The 19,229-nt window shown below is 36.2% G+C and carries 16 protein-coding genes; 9 read left to right on the top strand and 7 right to left on the bottom strand.

Going from position 1 to position 19,229, the window contains the following annotated elements; all coding sequences use genetic code 11:
- Positions 1-118: 118 nt before the first annotated feature.
- Positions 119-1,423 (bottom strand): tyrosine-type recombinase/integrase, encoded by a 1,305-nt coding sequence (locus AWW73_RS05810; RefSeq protein ID WP_062849051.1) that lies wholly within the window; start codon positions 1,421-1,423, stop codon positions 119-121.
- Positions 1,424-2,025: 602 nt separating this feature from the next.
- Between AWW73_RS05810 and AWW73_RS05805 the strand changes: the two genes are divergently transcribed.
- Together AWW73_RS05805 and AWW73_RS05800 are read left to right on the top strand one after the other, a co-directional pair.
- Complete coding sequence (locus AWW73_RS05805; protein ID WP_057105711.1) at positions 2,026-2,904, top strand: MetQ/NlpA family ABC transporter substrate-binding protein; 879 nt, start codon at positions 2,026-2,028, stop codon at positions 2,902-2,904.
- Between the two features lie 447 nt (positions 2,905-3,351).
- On the top strand, positions 3,352-3,675 hold the full coding sequence (locus AWW73_RS05800) for a hypothetical protein (RefSeq protein WP_081409516.1): 324 nt from the start codon (positions 3,352-3,354) through the stop codon (positions 3,673-3,675).
- A 111-nt stretch (positions 3,676-3,786) separates the two neighbouring features.
- On the opposite strand, the gene AWW73_RS05795 is transcribed toward AWW73_RS05800, so the two are convergent.
- On the bottom strand, positions 3,787-4,251 hold the full coding sequence (locus tag AWW73_RS05795; protein ID WP_065129202.1) for a hypothetical protein: 465 nt from the start codon (positions 4,249-4,251) through the stop codon (positions 3,787-3,789).
- A 671-nt stretch (positions 4,252-4,922) separates the two neighbouring features.
- Here AWW73_RS05795 and AWW73_RS05785 point away from each other — a divergent pair.
- Complete coding sequence (locus tag AWW73_RS05785; RefSeq protein WP_062849049.1) at positions 4,923-5,489, top strand: TetR/AcrR family transcriptional regulator; 567 nt, start codon at positions 4,923-4,925, stop codon at positions 5,487-5,489.
- A 244-nt stretch (positions 5,490-5,733) separates the two neighbouring features.
- The gene (locus AWW73_RS05780; protein WP_062849048.1) at positions 5,734-6,657 is read left to right on the top strand and encodes a hypothetical protein; all 924 of its coding nucleotides are present in this window, start codon (positions 5,734-5,736) and stop codon (positions 6,655-6,657) included.
- Positions 6,658-6,730: 73 nt separating this feature from the next.
- Here AWW73_RS05780 and AWW73_RS05775 read toward each other — a convergent pair whose 3' ends face one another.
- On the bottom strand, positions 6,731-7,201 hold the full coding sequence (locus AWW73_RS05775) for a hypothetical protein (RefSeq protein WP_062849047.1): 471 nt from the start codon (positions 7,199-7,201) through the stop codon (positions 6,731-6,733).
- Between the two features lie 268 nt (positions 7,202-7,469).
- On the opposite strand from AWW73_RS05775, the gene AWW73_RS05770 reads away from it, so the two are divergent.
- The 5 genes from AWW73_RS05770 to AWW73_RS05750 all read left to right on the top strand — a co-directional run bounded on the left by AWW73_RS05770 (position 7,470) and on the right by AWW73_RS05750 (position 13,933).
- Positions 7,470-10,097, top strand: coding sequence for a type VI secretion system Vgr family protein (locus AWW73_RS05770; RefSeq protein WP_062849046.1), 2,628 nt, complete (start codon positions 7,470-7,472; stop codon positions 10,095-10,097).
- On the top strand, positions 10,098-11,003 hold the full coding sequence (locus AWW73_RS05765) for a DUF4123 domain-containing protein (RefSeq protein ID WP_062849045.1): 906 nt from the start codon (positions 10,098-10,100) through the stop codon (positions 11,001-11,003). It abuts the gene before it with no gap.
- 263 nt (positions 11,004-11,266) lie between these two features.
- On the top strand, positions 11,267-11,692 hold the full coding sequence (locus tag AWW73_RS05760) for a hypothetical protein (RefSeq protein WP_062849044.1): 426 nt from the start codon (positions 11,267-11,269) through the stop codon (positions 11,690-11,692).
- 123 nt (positions 11,693-11,815) lie between these two features.
- Complete coding sequence (locus AWW73_RS05755) at positions 11,816-12,238, top strand: hypothetical protein (RefSeq protein ID WP_062849043.1); 423 nt, start codon at positions 11,816-11,818, stop codon at positions 12,236-12,238.
- 9 nt (positions 12,239-12,247) lie between these two features.
- Positions 12,248-13,933: a T6SS phospholipase effector Tle1-like catalytic domain-containing protein gene (locus tag AWW73_RS05750; protein ID WP_062849042.1), complete on the top strand. Its 1,686-nt coding sequence runs from the start codon at positions 12,248-12,250 to the stop codon at positions 13,931-13,933.
- Between the two features lie 129 nt (positions 13,934-14,062).
- Here the strand turns inward: AWW73_RS05750 and AWW73_RS05745 are convergent, their stop codons facing one another.
- The 4 genes from AWW73_RS05745 to AWW73_RS05730 form a co-directional block, all read right to left on the bottom strand.
- Positions 14,063-14,422, bottom strand: coding sequence for a hypothetical protein (locus tag AWW73_RS05745; protein WP_016141827.1), 360 nt, complete (start codon positions 14,420-14,422; stop codon positions 14,063-14,065).
- A gap of 375 nt (positions 14,423-14,797) precedes the next feature.
- Entirely contained in the window at positions 14,798-16,156 is a 1,359-nt protein-coding gene (locus AWW73_RS05740; protein ID WP_081409509.1) for an amino acid permease, read from the bottom strand.
- Between the two features lie 146 nt (positions 16,157-16,302).
- Positions 16,303-17,748, bottom strand: coding sequence for an NAD(P)/FAD-dependent oxidoreductase (locus tag AWW73_RS05735; protein WP_062849040.1), 1,446 nt, complete (start codon positions 17,746-17,748; stop codon positions 16,303-16,305).
- Positions 17,749-17,767: 19 nt separating this feature from the next.
- Complete coding sequence (locus AWW73_RS05730; RefSeq protein WP_062849039.1) at positions 17,768-19,099, bottom strand: APC family permease; 1,332 nt, start codon at positions 19,097-19,099, stop codon at positions 17,768-17,770.
- Positions 19,100-19,229 lie beyond the last annotated feature (130 nt).

Genomic DNA, 19,229 nt, shown 5'->3' with positions numbered 1-19,229 from the left:
ATTTTTGTGAATATTATATAAATCGATCCGTTAAGTATTAATTTATTAAATTTACCAGCTGTAAATAGAGCTTTTCAGTGGAATAATGTTTATTGCCTAAAGGAACGTAATGTGAAGTTTAATTTTTTATACCATTACTGGATGCTGATTGTACATTACAGAAATTAGCCCAATCCTCCATTAATCTTTTGCGCTTTTCTAGATAAGCTCCACGTAAATAAGCAGCTTCAACTTCATCTGGTAGTTTGTGCGCTAATACATGTTCACAGACTTCACGAGGATAATCTGTTTTATCGGCTGACCAATCACGGAAAGTTGAACGGAAACCATGTGTCGTGATCACTCGATTTTGCTTAGGATCAATATAGCCAATACCATCTTCTTTAAACTTCTGCTCATGCATGCGCTTGATCATCGCAGTCAAGGACATATCAGAAAGCATCTCACCACTACGTGGTGTAGGGAAAATAAAGTCACCTGGTTGAGGATGGGTTTCTTGATAAAGTTGTTCAAGTAAACTAATGGCTACTTGTGATAAAGGAACTCGATGTTCTTTATCTGCTTTCATTCGTTCTTTTGGAATAATCCAGATCTTATTTTTAAAATCGATCTCTTTCCACAAAGCACCAAATACTTCACCTGAACGACAAGCAGTTAATATGGCAAATTCCAATGCTTTGGAAGAAATACCTTTTTTCTGTCTTAAATGCTGGATAAATTTAGCTACCTGCTCATAAGGTAACGAGGGATGTGGACGCGATTCTTGTTTCAAATTACCGAGAATAGGTTCTAAATTACCTTTCCATGCAGCTGGATTATCTCCAACAAAATATTCCATAGCTTTAGCATAGTCGAAAATAGTTTCTATTCGACCACGAATCCGTTTTGCCGTTTCATGTATTTCTATCCAGATAGGCTCAAGAGCTGCAACAATATCTGTTTTAGTAATAGAGCCAATCACACGATCACCTATAACAGGGTAGATATAGGTTTCTAAAGTAGATGACCACTGCGAGATATGTTTCTCATTTTTAAGCTCAAGAGTTTTCTTATCAATTACAATCTTGGCACATTCACGAAAAGTCTTCTCACGATGTTGTTGAAGAAGTAAAGCCTCGCGTTGTTCCTGTTTATGTCGGATAGGGTCAATCCCGTTTCGGATTTGCAATCTGAATTCAGTGGCTTTTGCTCGTGCTTCAGCTAAAGAAACTTCAGGGTAGGGACCAAGACCAATATCACGGCGATGAGGTTTTAGTTTCCCATTTCTATCTAAGCGTTTGCCTACAACAGCACGCAGAATCCAGACACGAGAATTGCCTTCGACGTTCAGGCACAAACCATCAACACCCCCTACAGAATGTCGCCCAGTCACTTTAATTCTTGATACACTGAGTGCTGAAAGTTCTTTGGATTTTTTTGGCATATAATTTTTACCCCACAACCTACCCCTCAAAGAATATTGGAGAGAGCTAGATTATGCAAGACTATATTAGATTTGTTTTATTTTAAGTTTTTGAATAGTATAATTATTATATATTTGATTGGACCGTATAAGACAAGTGTTAGACGGACACCGCTTCCGCCAAATTCGAAAAGCCCCTGTGAGAACAGGGGCTTTTTTATGTCTAAAATAAAAGTTACAACGCTATTTAGCTTAAATATTGCTAATAAATCCTGAAAATTTCATATAAATCAAATAAGTACACATTTTAATCGAAATCACTATCTTTATATAATATATTTTGTGTTTTCAATATCTTAGCAATAAGAGGTCTATATATCAGAATCGAACAAGTTATTTGTAGAATATTCATTTATTGATATATGATGAGGCCATATTTAGAAACTGATTCAAAACATAATTCTATTGTTCAGCGAGTAAGTTCAAGGAAGGAATAATGCTGAATTCAGTCTTCTAAACCCTATATCTGGATATTATTTCCACCCAAAAATTGCATTTGACCCAATGGTTGGTAATGTCTCACTCTTTTGTAGAGTAGGCATTTCCTATTTTAGGATATATCTATGAAAAAATTATTTAGTGTCCTGTTCAGCGCATCTGTACTAACACTGTCTGCATGTAACAAACAACCTGCACAAACTGAAAATACAGCTTCAGCTAAAGACAAAACTGAGTCGGTACGTACAATTAAATTGGTTTCAACAGGTTCGGATACTGACGTATGGAAATACGTTGCAACGCTTCCTGAAACTGCTCAAGCGGGCATTAAACTTGAAGTGACTAACCTGACTGACTACGTTGTGCTTAATACATCTGTAGCAAGTGGCGAACAAGACGTAAATGCGTTCCAGTCATTCAACTATTTGGCAGCTTATAATGCTTCTAATACTGCTAAAGTTGCTGCTGTAGCGACAACTTACCTAGAGCCAATGGGTATTTATGCAAATAAAGTTAAATCTGTTGAAGAGTTCCCGCAGGGCGCGACTATCGCGATTCCAAACGATACTGCCAACGAAGCGCGTGCTTTAACATTATTACAGTCTGCTAAACTGATTAAACTTAAACCGAACTTTGACCCTGTAAAAGGGACGACCAATGACATCGCTGAAAACCCTAAGAATTTGAAATTAAAACCAATTCAAATGACTACGGCAGTTCGTGTTAAAAACGATGTAGATGCGATTGTGTTGGGTAATACATTGGCGCTTGAAGGTGGCTTAAACGTAATGAAAGATGCGATCTTCCGTGAGCCTATTGATCAGTCTACTAAGCTTTATGTGAACCTATTGGGTGTTGCTGAAGCAAATAAAAATGATCCGATCTATACGAAACTTGGTGAGCTTTACCACTTACCTAAAGTTCAAAAGTTTGTGAGTGAAAAATTCGGTGGCACTAAAGTTGAAGTGAACAAACCTGTTTCTGAGTTTACTGACATCAAATAAGTAATTTTTTAATTAAAATTATTTTAAAGCTAAGTCTCGGTAATCGGGGCTTAGCTTTTGTTTATTTAGAGTCTCCGCCAAATTCGAAAAGTCCCTGTTAAAAGCAGGGGCTTTTTTTATATCTATTATTTTACCCTTCATCCTACCTTACATAAAAATTTGGATTGAGTTCGGCAGATTTTGATTTCAGTTTAATTTTATATTTTGTAGTTAATCCCATTCTCATAATGGTCAATATCTTGTAATTGTTTGAAGAATTCTTTCGGGGCAACTATTGCTGCTATATGTATAATTATGGGTAGAATAGCTCCTTATAATACTAATCCCTTTGCATCACTAACTTGCAAAGTAAAATCGCCTGATATGTACCGAATTTAAATTAATAGATATGGATAGTTCATGAATTTAATAAATCACTGTAGTAAGTTATTTCTTGCAATTTTTCTTATGATGAATCTTTCAAATACATATGCCGCAAAGATACAGGCTGTAGATGCTGAATTACAGGAGAGTGCTGTAGATGCAATGGAAGCTGCTGGAGCAGAAGCTGTAGAGGTTGGTGGGCAAGAGGCTATATGCCGTGCTGACGATGCGTGTGATGTTGCATCTGCTGTTTCTGAGGATGAAATGTACGGTGGCATTCAACAGGAATATGTCGTAAAAGGCTGTAAGGTAACAATCTACAACGATGGACCTGTGAAAATGGTCGATGTAAAGACGGATCAGCCATGTAATGCTCCACTTCCTAAAGACCATAAATTTTCTAGATAGAGCCTGTTAAATTATTTTTCAAAGCTAAGCTCTGGTAATCGGGGCTTAGCTTTTGTTTTATTTAGATTAGTGTTATGGGATTCGTTTTATTTTATACCTAAGCCTATTATGTTAAATGGATTTTTCTAGCCATTCATTTATATTTTTTGAAAACTCATCAAATGCTTTTTTAACAGAGATGGTAAGAACTCCTTGATAAGCTAAATTAATCTGATCGGTATAAATGTATAGCAAAGAAGTTAAGGCTGAATCATTAATATGCCAACAAATTAATTCAATATCATTTATATATTGATCTAAATCAGTGTCTAAGTTTGATGGTTTTTTTTTCGATATATATTCTTTTAAAATATTGATAGAGATTAACTGCTCATTCTGAATATCTAAATCAGTTCGTATTAATTTATTAAAGTAATCCTTAACTTCAGCTTCAGATCCTAGAAAACAAATGTCTAGAACAAATGGATCATTTTTGCCCTCCAATATTTTTTTATCTGCCCAAGCTTGAATTTCTTTAGGAGTGATTAATCCTATATTCAACTTTAATCCGAGGCAAAATTTAATATTCTCACTCATAATAAATTTATTCGTCTTTCTAAAATTAACATAATATGCCTTATACCAAAATTTTCTAGATTAAATAAATTACCCTAACACTAGGCTGTTTTATGCCCTTTATAAACCCCTCTTTAACAATACCTCACTCATTATTTATCCTTACTTTTTAATGATCTAATTTAAAGCAAATGTCATTTTGTGTGCTTGACTGTAAAAGGGTAGAGCACTATTCTTTGCCTGCTGGCCTACATTGCCAGTCGGTTTTAGCAGACCGTTCCGAAAAGCATTAAAAGAGCAATCTTTTAGTGACGAACCCTCGTGCCCCCTCTGCGGCGGAACGGGAGGGGGACACCTTCGGGTGTGCTGGGTTTTTTCGGCCAGTCTGCTAACCCCCTTTCGTTCTGCCACCATAATTTTAATGACTTGGCAGAACTCCCAATAAAAAGGAGTTGGCTTTGCACATTCATTATTTCTTGGCAGCCTTTGCCAAAGTCTATATCGACACAACTTAAACGTTAAAGCGGTTTGATGGCCCTTGGGCTTTTCAGGCTTTAAATCGTCACGACTAAAACTTAGCAACAATAAAATTTGAGATGTGCCAAGCACAGTCTTCACGGCTTTGCTGTGCCTTTTTTCTCCCAAAAAAGTATCTCACCTACAACAAGAACTTATTTTAAAACGGTAAAAATATGCCTCATTCAGAAATATCTACCAAAAAATTACAAGTTATTTGTACTTCAATACAGCTATTTAATCTTTACGGATTTCACAATACTGGGGTAAACCTTCTGATCAAAAAATGCAAAATTCAGAAGGCAACTTTTTATAATTATTTTCAGTCCAAAGAGAGGCTCATTGAAAGATGCATAGCCTTTCAAAAAAGTCGGCTAAAAGAAGAAGTGCTGGCAATTATTTATTCGCATCGCTACCCAAATTCCCACGATAAACTCAAAGAAATTTTTCTTTTACATGTCGATTTAAATAGCTTTTACTTTTTGCTATTTAAGGCCATTTTTGAAATCAAGCTGCTTTACCCGAGAGCCTATCAAATGGCAATTGAATATAGAAAATGGCTGCTTAGTGAGCTTTTTGAGTTGATATTTAGTCTAGAAAGTCGTGGCTTGAAACCTGATGCAAACATGATTTTATTTATGATTGATGGTGCACTTATCCAGCTTTTAGATCCAAATAAAGCTGGTGAAAGGGAGAAGTTGTTGGATTATTTTTTAAACTTTCTATCTAATATGAATGGTTAACTTAGACGGCACGATGAATAGATCACTTGGATTAAGGATATTACCTATAAATCTTAAGTATCATATTAAAACCTGAAATTAATTTTTATTTAGATTATTTAAGTAATTTTCTTAGAGTGTAAGAGGTTAAATTATAGTTTAATAAATTTTGTTTTCTCATATGGTTATAGTGCTATTTCTTAAATAAGTTGGTACTTGATAGAAGTTTATCCAATCTTGCATTTAAATAAAATATACAATCTTAATGATTTATTTTATGAAATTTAATAACTATAATTTAAAAAATTTGTTTAATAGCAATGATATCATTATGTCAAAATTAGAAGTAAAGGCTGAAAACCATAAAATATTTGTTTTTAAGAAGATATTTGAATTTGATTCAGCAAAGCAACAAGCTGAAAAGAAGAAGGTTAATGCTTTTGGAATGTTAGCAAAATTTAATTTTTTAAAACGTCCTACGGAAGAAACAGTACACTTAAAAAATCATATATTACGTTATGAACCATTTTGGTTTGTCTCAAGCGAACGTAACCTTAATTACGATTGTGTTGTGACTTATTCTATTCCTGTACATAATTCACATGCGAAGCATATTCAAATCTATGAAGACCCTGAACAAAAAAATTATCCTGTTACACGTCAACAGGATAAAGGCAAAATAGAATTGCAAATGAAAGAAGTTTGTAGCAGAAAAATAGAATTTTCAAATTACTTTGATGGCTTGCAACGTGAGCTTAAATCCTCTCACTTAGCGGAATATATTAGAAAATTTGAACTTTCCGAAGTAGATAAAGTCGAATTTGAGAATGTACTTCAACCATTACTTACTCTTGATTCTATTACTAGCATTGTCAGATCGGAACTACAAAATCAAAAAGTTCATGCAACTAATATTATTGAAGATTCAGAGGAAATAACTCAACTGTACCTATATTTTCGTCCAGTTTATGCATTTGAATATATTTGGTCTAATGCAGATAAAGTTGGCGTTATTGAGGTTGATGGACTTACAGGAGAAGTTATTGAACAAGGAAGTTGGTTCCGGAATACTTTTGATCAAGCTTTTACTAAAGAAAATTTAGTAGAACTTTCGGCAGAGTTAGCTAGCACGGTTGTTCCTGGTGGAGGAACTTTGGTAAAAGTCGCATCAAAGGCGATTCCTCTTTAATATAGTTTATAGCCGTTTGATTCTTCTAGCCAAACTGATAGTTTGGCTTTTTATTTTAGAGTTTAACTTCGATTTATTGGGATTCATCTAAATCGCGCTCGCGGCATGATAATTCATAGTAATTACCTTTGGGTAATAAAGTGATTTTAAATCCATAGTAAGTACTATCTTGTTCTATAGGAGAGATTTTGCATTGATTAGTTTTTGCAAATTGTTTAATCAATTTCAAATTAGTGGTTTGTTTAAATACTGCTCCCCAACCTTCACTAACACAACAGCCCACATATTCAGACATATATTCATCTGAGATTAATACAACGTTTTGCCCCATAAATTGATAAGGCTTTTTCAGTTTGTATATATCATTATAATCTGCTCTTGAGATATTTGCTTTTTTTGCTATAAAGCCTTGTTTCTTTAGTATTTCAAACTTTAAAAAATCATTAGTACCAGTGCCAAGTCCGCGGTAAATTGAACTATTGTCTTCAGCAAAAGTATATGAGCTAAGGACACTTACTAAACTTAAAAATAATATTTTTTTCATTTTAACTTTCAGATGTTATATGAAGTAATAATTTTTTCATATCCTCCTAATAATGTAAAGTAAGTCCCTGATTTTATTGTTTCTCTCCACTGAGATTGGTTGTAAATATTTTGTTTTTAAAATTTAAGTTCAGTTTAGATTTCAATAAAGCAAGTGAGAAGATGATAGGGAAAAGATACTAATATAAACAAAACATGAAATACCCTAAATTGAGACAGACTTATCATTCTGTTAGACTTGTTTAATTAATAATAAGGTTTGCATCATAATGTTGAATAATATCTTTGGTATTTTGGAAAAAATAGGATTTGGCGCTCAAAAACGTGCGATTAGTATCCAGTTTTCAAATACTGAGCTTAATTCACAGATTATGTTGCAACGTATTGATGGCTATCATGGTATTAATGATGGACTATCGGCAGAGCTTATTTGTTTATCTACAAACCCATATATCGAATTAAAACAATTTATTGGATGTCAGGTTGCAATTGATCAAGTAACAGATGCAGGTCAGCTTTTTAGAACTACGGGTATTGTCACTGGTGCTAGCCAAGGTCAAAGCGATGGTGCTTTTAGTTTATATCGCTTAACTATGCAGGACGCTACTAGCTTATGGCATAAACGACGTAATAGCCGTGTGTTTATGAATAAAAGCGTAGTGGACATTATCGAAGTCATCTTTAAGGAATGGCAAAGTAAGAGTCCTTTATTTGCATCAAGTTTACAGTTAGATACGAGTGGTTTAACCAAAACATATGATGTACGCCCGTTTTCCATGCAGTCAAATGAAAGTGATTATGCATATTTAACTCGAATAATGCGTGAAGAATCGATTAATTGGCTTGTGGATGAGGCGAGTTATCTTGTAGCAAGTAATAGCCAGAGTATTGAGGCACAAAAACTACGTTTAATTGATGATAATTGTCAGTTTCAATCGCTCGAACGCAGATCCATTCGTTATCACCGTTCAAATGCGACTGAACAATATGACAGCATCACTAGTTTTATTGCTCAGCGACAGTTACAACCAACTGCTATCCATGTACAACGTTGGCAAGCTGATAGTCTAAGTCAAGAAGATGCCAGTGGATCAGTGGTCAGCTCACATCAACACAGTGCTCAGCGAGACAATGAAAGCTTAAGCTTAGAACAGGCGTGGAATATATCTCCTGCTTGGATAAATGATCTTAAAGGGGAGGATCAAGCCACCGCTTCAAGTAATTCTCAGTTAGAAAAACTGAATATGCACTTAAACCAATATCAGGCCCTACAAGCTAAGTATTTTACAGTGCATAGTAGTGTACGAGATACTCAAGTCGGTTATTGGTTCCAATTACATGATTATCCAGAGTTAGAAAAAAATCATAGTCAGCAAGATAGGGAATTTTTAATCCTTAATAAGCACTTTTATAATCAAAATAACCTGCCAAAAGATATACAAGAGCAAGTTGTAAAGCTATTGACCTTAAGTCACTGGCAAAACAGTAAAGACAGTGAACAAGAGCGTCAGGCCAATGAATTTGTAGTCGTTCGTAGAAATATTAATGTTGTGCCTGAATATGATCCTCTGAAGCATCGTCCTGTTGCCCACGTACAACGTGCCAAAGTGGTTAGTGATGGTGAAGAAATTCATGTAGATGAATGGGGACGAATTAAAGTTAGATTCTTATTCACACGTACCAAAGACCATGCCCATGATGGTGGTGCGGGGGCCAATAATAGTGATACAGATTCGGCTTGGGTAGATGTCCTTACTCCTTGGGCTGGTGAAGGTTACGGAGCACGTTTTTTACCTCGTAAAGATGAAATCGTAGTGATTGATTTCTTTGATGGCAACATTGATCGCCCATTTGTAACGGGACGTATCCATGAAGCGCAGCGCTCTCCAACGAAGTTCGATATTAAAGGGCAATTACCTGACACTAAAAAACTGAGTGGTATTCGCTCAAAAGAGGTTGATGGCAGCGGATATAACCAGCTTCGTTTTGACGATACGACAGGACAGATTAGTGCTCAGTTACATAGCAGTCACGGTTCCTCTCAGCTTAACTTGGGGAATTTGAGTCATCCGAAAGAAAGTGCGACGAGTGAGGGGCGTGGTGAGGGATTTGAATTAAGAACAGATCGTGCAGGTGCAATTCGAAGTAAAGGATTGTATATCTCAACATTTGTTCAGAACAATGCCACGGGGATACATTTAGAAGCAAATGAAGCAGTTCAAAACTTCACAGAAAGTTTAGAAAGTATGAAAGCTTTATCTGAATATGCTGTGAAACAGAAAGCAGAAGCTGCTGATATGCTTGAAAATATTAATCAGTATATTAAAACGATCGAATCTCAGTGGTCTGACTTAAAAGCTACCAAAGAAGCTTTAATGTTATTAGCCTCTCCAGATAGTATTTCTTTAGTTTCTGGAAAGGATATACATATTAATGCTTTGGATAGTGTAACCGTTGGCAGTGGGCAATCTATTAATGTCAGCACAGATGAACATTTGATCTTAAATGCTAAGAAAAAAGTAAGTTTGTTTGCCGGAGAGGAAGATTTAAAAATTTATGCAGCAAAAGGGAAATTTGATCTGCAATCGCAAGATAATGTATTAGATGTTTCTGCAAGACTCGATGTAAAAATAACATCCTCTGAAGGTAAAGTAGAAATCCATAGTCCAACTGAAATTGTATTTAAAGCAAAAGATAGTGCTCTAAAAATTAATGGTGATGGCGTTACGGTCATTACTCCAAATAAGTTTACTGCTAAAGCAGGTCAACATCTCTTTACAACAGGTGCAAGTGAAAGCCCAACGCTTCCAATATTTCCAAATAATATTTGTTGGGAATGTCTGGCTCGACGCGCAGCACAACGTGGAGCTTTCATCAATAAAGGAGATGGAATGTAAATGAAAGATCATCAAAGTCTCCAATTTTTGTTTAAAACTTTTGAAAAGTATCCGCTTGATCAAATTGGATTAAATATTTATGCAATCGCTGATGCCGCCCAAGATAAAAAGTTTTTAAAGGTTTTAGAGCACTTACGTCAAAAATGCTTATTAAAAGAAGCTAGTGGTGAAAAAGCTAAAGAGATTTCTCCACATTTAATTCAGCTACCTAAAAATTTTACTTCACTTGAATGGGAGTGGATTGAACGTAATATCGCTGGCACACCCAAAATGACAATTATTATTACGCCTTTAACTTTTGATTATCTTTATAAACATTTAAGAAATTTTTTAGATGTTGAATTTGATGGTGGTCTAGAAATGATGCTGGCATTTTGGGATCCTACTATCTTGGCGACATTAGTTGGGCACAAAGCTGATAAAACTTTATATGTACAAGGCCCTGTCTTTAACCCCCAACAAATTGAAGCTTTACTAAAACCTATTCAAAGCTGGTGGTATTGGGATCGCTTAAGTAATCTGCAAAGTATATTTGGATTAAATGAGCGCGTTGAAGTGCTTCCACCCATCGAAAAGCCTTTACATTTCACGTTGGAACAAGAAGAAATGATGGTCGAGGCTACTTTTCCTGACAATCTAATTTATTACCTCAAACTCAATAACTCATTTTTGGTTGATAAAATTGATGATGAGTCATTATATGAATTTATAATTGAAAGCATACCTGAAGCAAGAGATCACTGTTTATCTGGTACTCGTGATATTTTAAATTTTATCTGCCTAAAATTGATGTACGGAGTCCAGTTTGAGTCAGACCATAATTTACAGTATTTATTAAATAATCTGAAAGATAAAAAGCTAACAATGGATCAGATTATGAATAGCTTAATGTCTGAAGCTGGGTAATGAATTTTTTATTAAGATAAATTAATATAAGTTCTAAGTGGAGAGAAATAATGAAATATAGAATACTATTTATTTTACTTGGTATACCAGTAATTTTAACTGGTTGTAATTGGATGTATGGGCAAATTTAAGTGGTGGTAGGGAGTTCAAGGATATGAATATTTATCTGCATATTTATATCCTAATGCTACAGTAGAAATTACTACATCTAACAATTGACCAAGACCAACTGTAAAAGGTCTAATATAGCAAGAAGAAATACTATGAGTCTCAAAAAGTTATTACTCCTACCAATAAGTTTAGTGTTCAGTGCAGCAGGGTGTGCAGGTATTGGGCCAAATACAACATATTATATGGGGACAACATCTGTTAATTATAATCCTTCATATAATACTTATGATGTGAAGCTAAATAATCATATTATCGGTGGAGCACTAGGCTCAATGAATACTTCGCCAGTGGTACTAGGTTTACAGAATGTAACTTGGAAAGATGCTAAAACTGGTGAATTACATACAGCGAAAAATCAAATTTTTTTAAAAAAGAATGACGTTAAGAATATGAAATATCTTGTTGTCCATCTATACCCAGATGACACTATTGAAATAGTTACATCTCTTAATTGGCCAAACCCAACTGAAAAGGGTTTAAAGTGGCAAGAAAGAATAAGAAAGAATGGGGCTAAATAATGTTTAAAAAAACAGTTATTAAACAAAATGTAGGGGCTAATCAAATATTTAGAGAAAAGCTATTTAATCTATATAAATTAGAAAGGTTTATATAGATTAGATATTTTAAAATGAGGAAATACCATGAGTCTCAAAAAGTTTTTACTTTTACCGATAAGTTTAGTATTCAGTGCTGCGGGTTGTGCAGGTATTGGGCCAAATGCAACATACTATATGGGCACTACCTCATTTCATTATGATCCCTCATATAGCCCTTATATGGTAAAAATTAATGGGCATGAAATCGGTGGTGGTGGTGGTGGTATGAATACGTCTCCAGTAAAAATTGGACCACAAACTATTACATGGAAAGATGCAAAAACTGGTGAAGTACACACTGCTAAAAATCAAGTAATTATTACTAAAGAACAATTAAAAGGTATGAAATATCTAGCTGCACATTTATACCCAGATGATACTGTAGAAGTTACCACATCCAACAATTGGCCTAATCCAACTGAAAAGGGTACTAAATGGTTAGATCAATTAAAAAATAATAAAAAGTGAGGTTAAATCATGTTTAAAAAAACAATTATAAAAAGGACTGTAGAAACCAATAGTGATGTTTCCAATGCTCCGCCTACAGCAAAACAGGATTGTTCAGATGTTGTTCACATTTCTGTTTTTTTTGATGGTACAGGCAACAATAAAGATGCTGATGAGGACTTAAAGAAATGGTCGAATCCTGCCCGTTTATGGCGAACAGCTAATCAGTATGTTATAGATAGTAGACTAAATAGCTCAACACCTTCTAACTATGCAATATATGTATCAGGTGTAGGAACACGTTTTAATGGTGAGTTGAATATTTTCCAACGAGCACTTGCTATGATCCAAGATCATAGTGGTTTGGGACTTGGAGTAGGAACAGGCGGTACTCGGCGGCTCGATTATGGAGAAGATCAACTTAATGATGCTTTAAAGCAAGTCATGATCATGAATGCGAAAAAAGCAGAAATAGATACGAGTAAATATGCTAGCGAAAAAAAAGTTTATAGTTTTGCTGAAGTAGAGAAAAGTTTAAGCCAACATCGTCTCATCAAAAAAATTAATATTTCTACGTTTGGCTTTTCACGTGGTGCTGCTTTAGCACGTGCTTTTACCAATCAGTTTATGTGGCAGTGTGAATCTGATTGCAATGGCTTAACTTATGGCACTGGAAAATATCCTATCGAATTTAAATTTATGGGGATATTTGATACTGTCGCCTCTTTTGGCTTACCTGCGACTAACTTAAATAATAATTTAACTTTTGAAGGCCGTGATATGGTCATTGATGAACGAATCAAAATGTGTGTTCATCATATTGCAGGAAATGAACAGCGTTTTGCCTTTCCAGTTGATTTAATTCATAAAGAAAATGGTGAAATTGCGAACTCTAACTGGAAAGAAATTGTTTACCCAGGGATGCATTCAGATGTTGGTGGAGGTTATGCTCCTGGAAGCCAAAATGTAAATGATAACTATGCTCGCATTCCACTTAAGGATATGTTGGAGGAAGCTGTAAATGCTGGTGTTCGCATGTTTGACTATAATCAATTAAAAGAAAAATATGGAGCATTATTTGCTGAGCAGTTTGAAATTCAAGATAAAACCCTACATTTATATAATGCCGTGAAAGCAGAAATGCAATCTAGCGGAAAAATTCAAGATCAAATTATTGCTACCATGAAAGTCTACTATGCGGCTTATGGAGCTTTAGCTGAAAAGAAAATTGTTTCTGTAAGTCAGCAAGCACGTAATGACAATAAAATTCGTGAATATATTCCGATTGGCCCGTCAGATATGGCAACTGAGATTGGTCGCTTAGAAAAACTACAGAAACTGACTGCTCCCAATACAACAGGGGGAATTAATATCTTTAGATTATTATCACCTGTTTCGAAAGCTTATGAGTTTTACTTGGGGATTGATGAGTGGGAGTTTGCAAGCTGGAGAAAAGGGGCAAGCCCAGAAATTATGGACTTTTATCAGAATTATATACATGACTCCAAATATGGTTTTATTAGTAATGCGGAACCATTTAGTTACTTCCGACAAAGAACAGTTTACGAATCCCGTCGTAGTGGAAAAGGGAAAGAGATAGATCAAAAAGTCGCTGAAGATAAAGCTGTATGCAGTGTAGGTAGTCAAGATGTTAAGCAAGAACAGCTTTTTGATGAATACCAAAAAGCCCAGCAGGACTTTAAAGCAGCCAGTTAACTCAATAAGAGTCAGATTGCAGTCGAAAACTTTCTCATCCTTGAAAAATTAAGGCTTATATTTGTAGAGTCTTGGTGGTGTTTATGGTGTAGGAGAGCTAGAGCAACTAGTTCTCCTGCTTAATTCGTTTTACTTCTTTTGCTTAAAACGATACTTACATTTCAAGCAGCGATAGTCTTGAAAAATATTTTTATCGATCATTACGCCTGCTTTTTTACCAAAAATATTACCAACGACACCGCCAGTAATTCCTGCACTAATGGCACCGACAAAAGTCCCTACAGTTCCGCCAACAATCACACCTAAAGGGCCAGCAACAGTACCAATAGCTGCTCCAACAGTCGCGCCAGTTGCTGCACCGCCTACCGTACCTGCTGTTGTGCCAGCAGCTGTCAGTAAAACACCGCCAGTTGTTCTAAGTAATTTGTCATGGTCACGTGCTTCAATTTCTGTAGAACCACACTTAGGACATTGCAGAGCTTTTTCCATAAAATTTCCTGTCTTTCATCATTGAGTGACACAGTACGGCGCTAAATCAGTTAAGTGGGTAAAGAACCTGTCTTACGATGGAGTATCTTTTGCCTGTTGAGTGATTGCAACGATAACTGGTCTGCTTTGATTTTAGCTGAACATTGACACAAATATTTATAGATCATGTAAACACTTGTACTTTAATAATTATCTCATTAAATACTAATGTTTAGAATGACTAAGGCTGACATATCAATTTGGCTAGCAGAGAACATTTCAATAATGATGAATAGAATGTGAAGGGTTTTTTGAGTAGATTTTCTGAAGTTACTTAGGGTGACAAGATATTAAATGATAAAAGGCTTATCCTGTTTGAATAAGCCTTTTTGAATATTAGAGTGCTTTTTTCCAACTCAGAAATTTATATAAACCAAACATGAAGGTAATCCAGATTGGAATTAAAATCACAGATTTTTCGAACCCTTGAGTCCACATGATATATAAAATCATGCCAATAAAAATTAAAACAATATAGTTACTCAAAGGTGAAAATAGAGCAGGGAATTTGGCAACTTTATCTTCAAGTTTCATGGCGCGTTTAAACTTTAAATGAGTAAAGCTAATAATTGCCCAGTTTAAAACTAAAGCTGCCACAGCCATGTACATGAGATAGCTTAAAGCTTGTTCTGGGATAAAATAATTCAGTAATACACAACCAAAAATTAGTATAGAAGAAAAGATAACAGCAGGTGTTGGAACCCCTTGTTTACTTACTTTTGTAAAAATCTTGGATGCGTGGCCCTGTACTGCGAGTCCGTATAACATACGGCTGTTTGCATACATACCGCTGTTATAAACCGACAGTGCAGCTGTCAAAATAATAAAATTAAGCAAATGCGCTGCCCAGCCAATACCAAGATGGCTAAAAATCATCACAAATGGACTTTTATCTAAACCACCGAGGTCAAGCTGATTCCAAGGAATGAGCGACATGATGATAGCAAGCGAAGCCACATAGAAAATCAAGATTCGAAAGATGACTTGGTTAATGGCTTGTGGAATGCTTTTTTCAGGATTTTCGGCTTCAGCAGCAGTCATCCCAATCAGTTCAATACCACCAAAAGCAAACATTAAAAAGGCGAGCATATAAAATAGGCCCGAGAACCCATGCGGGAAAAATCCGCCATGCTGCCATAGGTTTGAAAAGCTAGCGATAGAGTCACTACCTGCGGTGAGCAATAAATATAAGCCAAACACGATCATGGCAATGACCGCTACAACTTTAATAATGGCTAACCAAAACTCAGATTCACCATAAAATTTAACGTTGCCTAAGTTCAAACATGTAACCAGAACAAAGAAAAATAAGGCTGATATCCAAGCAGGAATGTGGGGCCACCAGTAATGCACATATTTAGCAACTGCTGTCAGCTCGGTCATCGCGACCAGAATATAGACCACCCAATAGTTCCAGCCCGATAAAAAACCAGGGAATTTGCCCCAATATTTTTGTGCAAAGTAACTAAAGGAACCAACCACAGGTTCTTCTACGATCATTTCACCCATTTGGCGCATAATTAAAAATGCGACCAAACCGACAATGGCATAACCTAAAATAATAGAGGGGCCAGCAGACTGGATGACTTGTGCAGAGCCTAAAAATAAACCTGTCCCGACAGCACCACCCATGGCAATTAACTGGATATGGCGATTTTTAAGTCCGCGTTTTAATTGGGAAGATGAATTGCTCAAAATATATGCGCTGAATAAAAAAGCTGGCGCTATTGTAATAGATTGGTTAGGGATAACCTAGTTTGAAAAGGATTTTACTCAGCTAAATAAAAGGGATCCGTACAAAGCTATACGAATCCCTTTTTGAAAATTGGTTATTTTATAAATTAGAAAGATACCATTTTGCCCGGATTAATCATTGCGCCGATGCCATACATACTTTTTGCGAGCGGAATAACAACGGGTGCAAGGGTACGACCAAACATAATATTTTGATGATCAATTTTAGATAGCATTTCAAAATCGTTAGATTGCCCAACAAAGTCATTCGCAATGGCTTTACCAATGCGTACTGTCTGTGCAACGCCGTGGCCACTCCAGCCGTGAACAGCATAGATTGGGAATTTATTGCCAAATTTACGGCTATCGACTGCACCATTTACGGTTAAATCAGTGGTTCCACTCCAGACAAAGTCCATTTCTAGATTTTTAATTTGTGGGAACACGGTATGAATTCGATGCTCTAGATAATTTAAAGTTTTCTCTGGACCCCAGCATGTTCCTGTGCCTTGGCCACCAAATAGCAAACGGTTGTTAAACACTGGGCGATAGTAATCAATCTGGAACTGAGTGTCATAAACTGGATGCCCAAATGGCAAAAGCTCTTTAGTGTCAAGCTCTAGCGGGGCAGTCGTTGCAACATAAGTATAGAAAGGGATAGTGGTATTGTTTTGCTCTGATAAAAGTTTAAAAGAAGCATGGTGTACTGCTAACACCACAGACTTTTTAGCTTTTACGACAGCATTTGCTGTTTGAACATAAATACCATCTACTTTTTCTTCTATTGAAAGGACTTCTGTTTGCTCATACACAGTACCACCATTTTGGCAAAATCCATAAATTAAACCGCGGTTTAAAGCTAAAGGATGGATTTGTCCACCCAACTCATCAATTAAACCACCTGTGTAATAATCAGACTTAATAAAGTCCATAAGTTCGTGTTTACCCACAATGCGGGTATGGTCTTCACCTAAATATTTTCGTGCATCGGCACCTTGTGTTAAACCAACCAAATGTCCTTCATGAACGGCAGCAGTAATGTGACCATGTTTTCGGTCAAAGTTGAGTTGGTATTTTTCTGAGATGTCATCAATCAGCTGCATCGCTTCCGTAGAGGTAAAATGCCAGAGTTTTTTGGCATCTTCATAGCTCAAGCGATCGGCCATTTCTTGGGCTTCCCAGCGAGCTAAACCAGGGGTGAGTTGTCCACCATTTCGGCCAGAAGCTGCGCTACCTACACGGTTTTTTTCTAATAAAACAGTCTCTACGCCTTGTTCAGCTAAATGTAAGGCCGTAGATGAACCTAATAAACCACCGCCAATAACCACCACATCGCATTCAATATCAGCTTTTAAACTGTCAAAGGTATGCCAATCAGAAAGTGAGCTTTCATAGTAGTTCGCTGGATTATCTACCGATGTGCTTTCTACAGTGGTTGCGTCAAATTTTGCATGTTTTGGATTTAACCAGCTCCACTCTTTGCCCACTTGTAGAGATTTACTTGGTTTATATTGCACGTCTTTTAAAAGTTGAGGTTTAGAAATAATTTTCATGACAAAAGTTCCTTAAAAATTAATAAGCGTTACTAATAGCAATGCTTTGTTTTTTAATCGTTTTATAGATAAATAGGAGAATACCCAAAACTAACCAGAAACATCCAAAAATGAGTGAAGATGAGTCGAGGTTAAGCCAGAGGCAAATAATGCTGATGACTGATATAAGCGGTAAAAAGAGGTTCAGAAATTTATTTTTAAACCCTGAGCGCTGTTTATCTTTAATATAAAATTTCATAAAAACTGAGAAATTTACGGCTGTAAAAGCGACTAGGGCACCAAAGCTGATCAGGCTTACGATTTGTGCTAAATCTAGAAAAACCGCGGACATTGAAATAAGACCAACAAATAAAACCGAAAAAAACGGTGTACCTAAGGAGATGTGAATTGTCCCAAAATACTTTTTAGGAAAAATATTATCGGTGCCCATTATATACAGTAAACGTGAAGCACTGGCATGAGAAGCAAGACCAGAGGCGACAGTGTTCATAATTTGCCCGCATAAGAATACGGATTGAAAAAAAGCGCCACCGACGTAAAGCACAATTTCAGGCAACGCTTCTGATGGATGCTGAAAGCGTAAATTGTTTGGAAAATAAAGTTGAATAAACCAAGCAGCCGTGAAGAAAATAAGGCCACCAGTAAGTGTCGTTAACATGACTGCACGGGGGATGTTTTTGGTAGGTTGTTTGGTTTCATTTGAAAGCGTGGTAACCGCATCAAAACCTAAAAACGAAAAGCACAAAACTGAGGCACCCGCAACGAGCGGTAGTATAGATTGGTGCTCATGCCAGAGTGGAGCCAAAGTAAGCACATGCTCATAACCTTGAGTAGAGCCAATACCCTTAATCACTAAATAAACAAAAATGACCATGAGGATGATGGGTGCAAATACAAACAATAGACTCAAATTGGCGAGTAACCGAATGCGGAAACAATTCACCAAGGTGACTAGGCTCGCTGATACAATTACCCAGAACCAGTAAGGCAGACTTGGAATAAGTGCGGTGAGATAAATTGCGGCTAGCAAAACATTAATTAGAGGTAATAACAAATAGTCGAGTAGGGAACACCAACCGACAAAAAAACCGCTTTTTGGCCCTAAACTTTCAGCTGTATAACTGTATGCCGAGCCTGATTTTTCTGAATTTTGACTAAATCTTGCATAGCTCCAAGCGGTGAGTAGCATGGCACCAAGTGCAAGTAAATAGGCCAGTGGTACGTGTCCATTGGTAATTCCAGAGACGATACCAAAAGTATCGAACACCGTCATGGGAGTCATGTAGGCAATACCAATAATGGTGACTTGCCAAAGAGACAGTTTTTTTAAGGAAGACGTTTTATTTTCCATGTCATTTCAACCTCAAATTCGTTGTTTTGCTTTTCATCCGGAAAAGCGATGCTATTTTTGAGCCAAAACTTCCCCTAGACCTGAATAAACACGTCTATTTGAAGAAAGTTTGTACAAAAGTGGGTGGCTG

Origin of the sequence: Acinetobacter lactucae, assembly GCF_001605885.1 — a bacterium.
GTDB classification, from domain to species: domain Bacteria; phylum Pseudomonadota; class Gammaproteobacteria; order Pseudomonadales; family Moraxellaceae; genus Acinetobacter; species Acinetobacter lactucae.
This window is presented reverse-complemented; position numbering and strand designations above follow the sequence as displayed.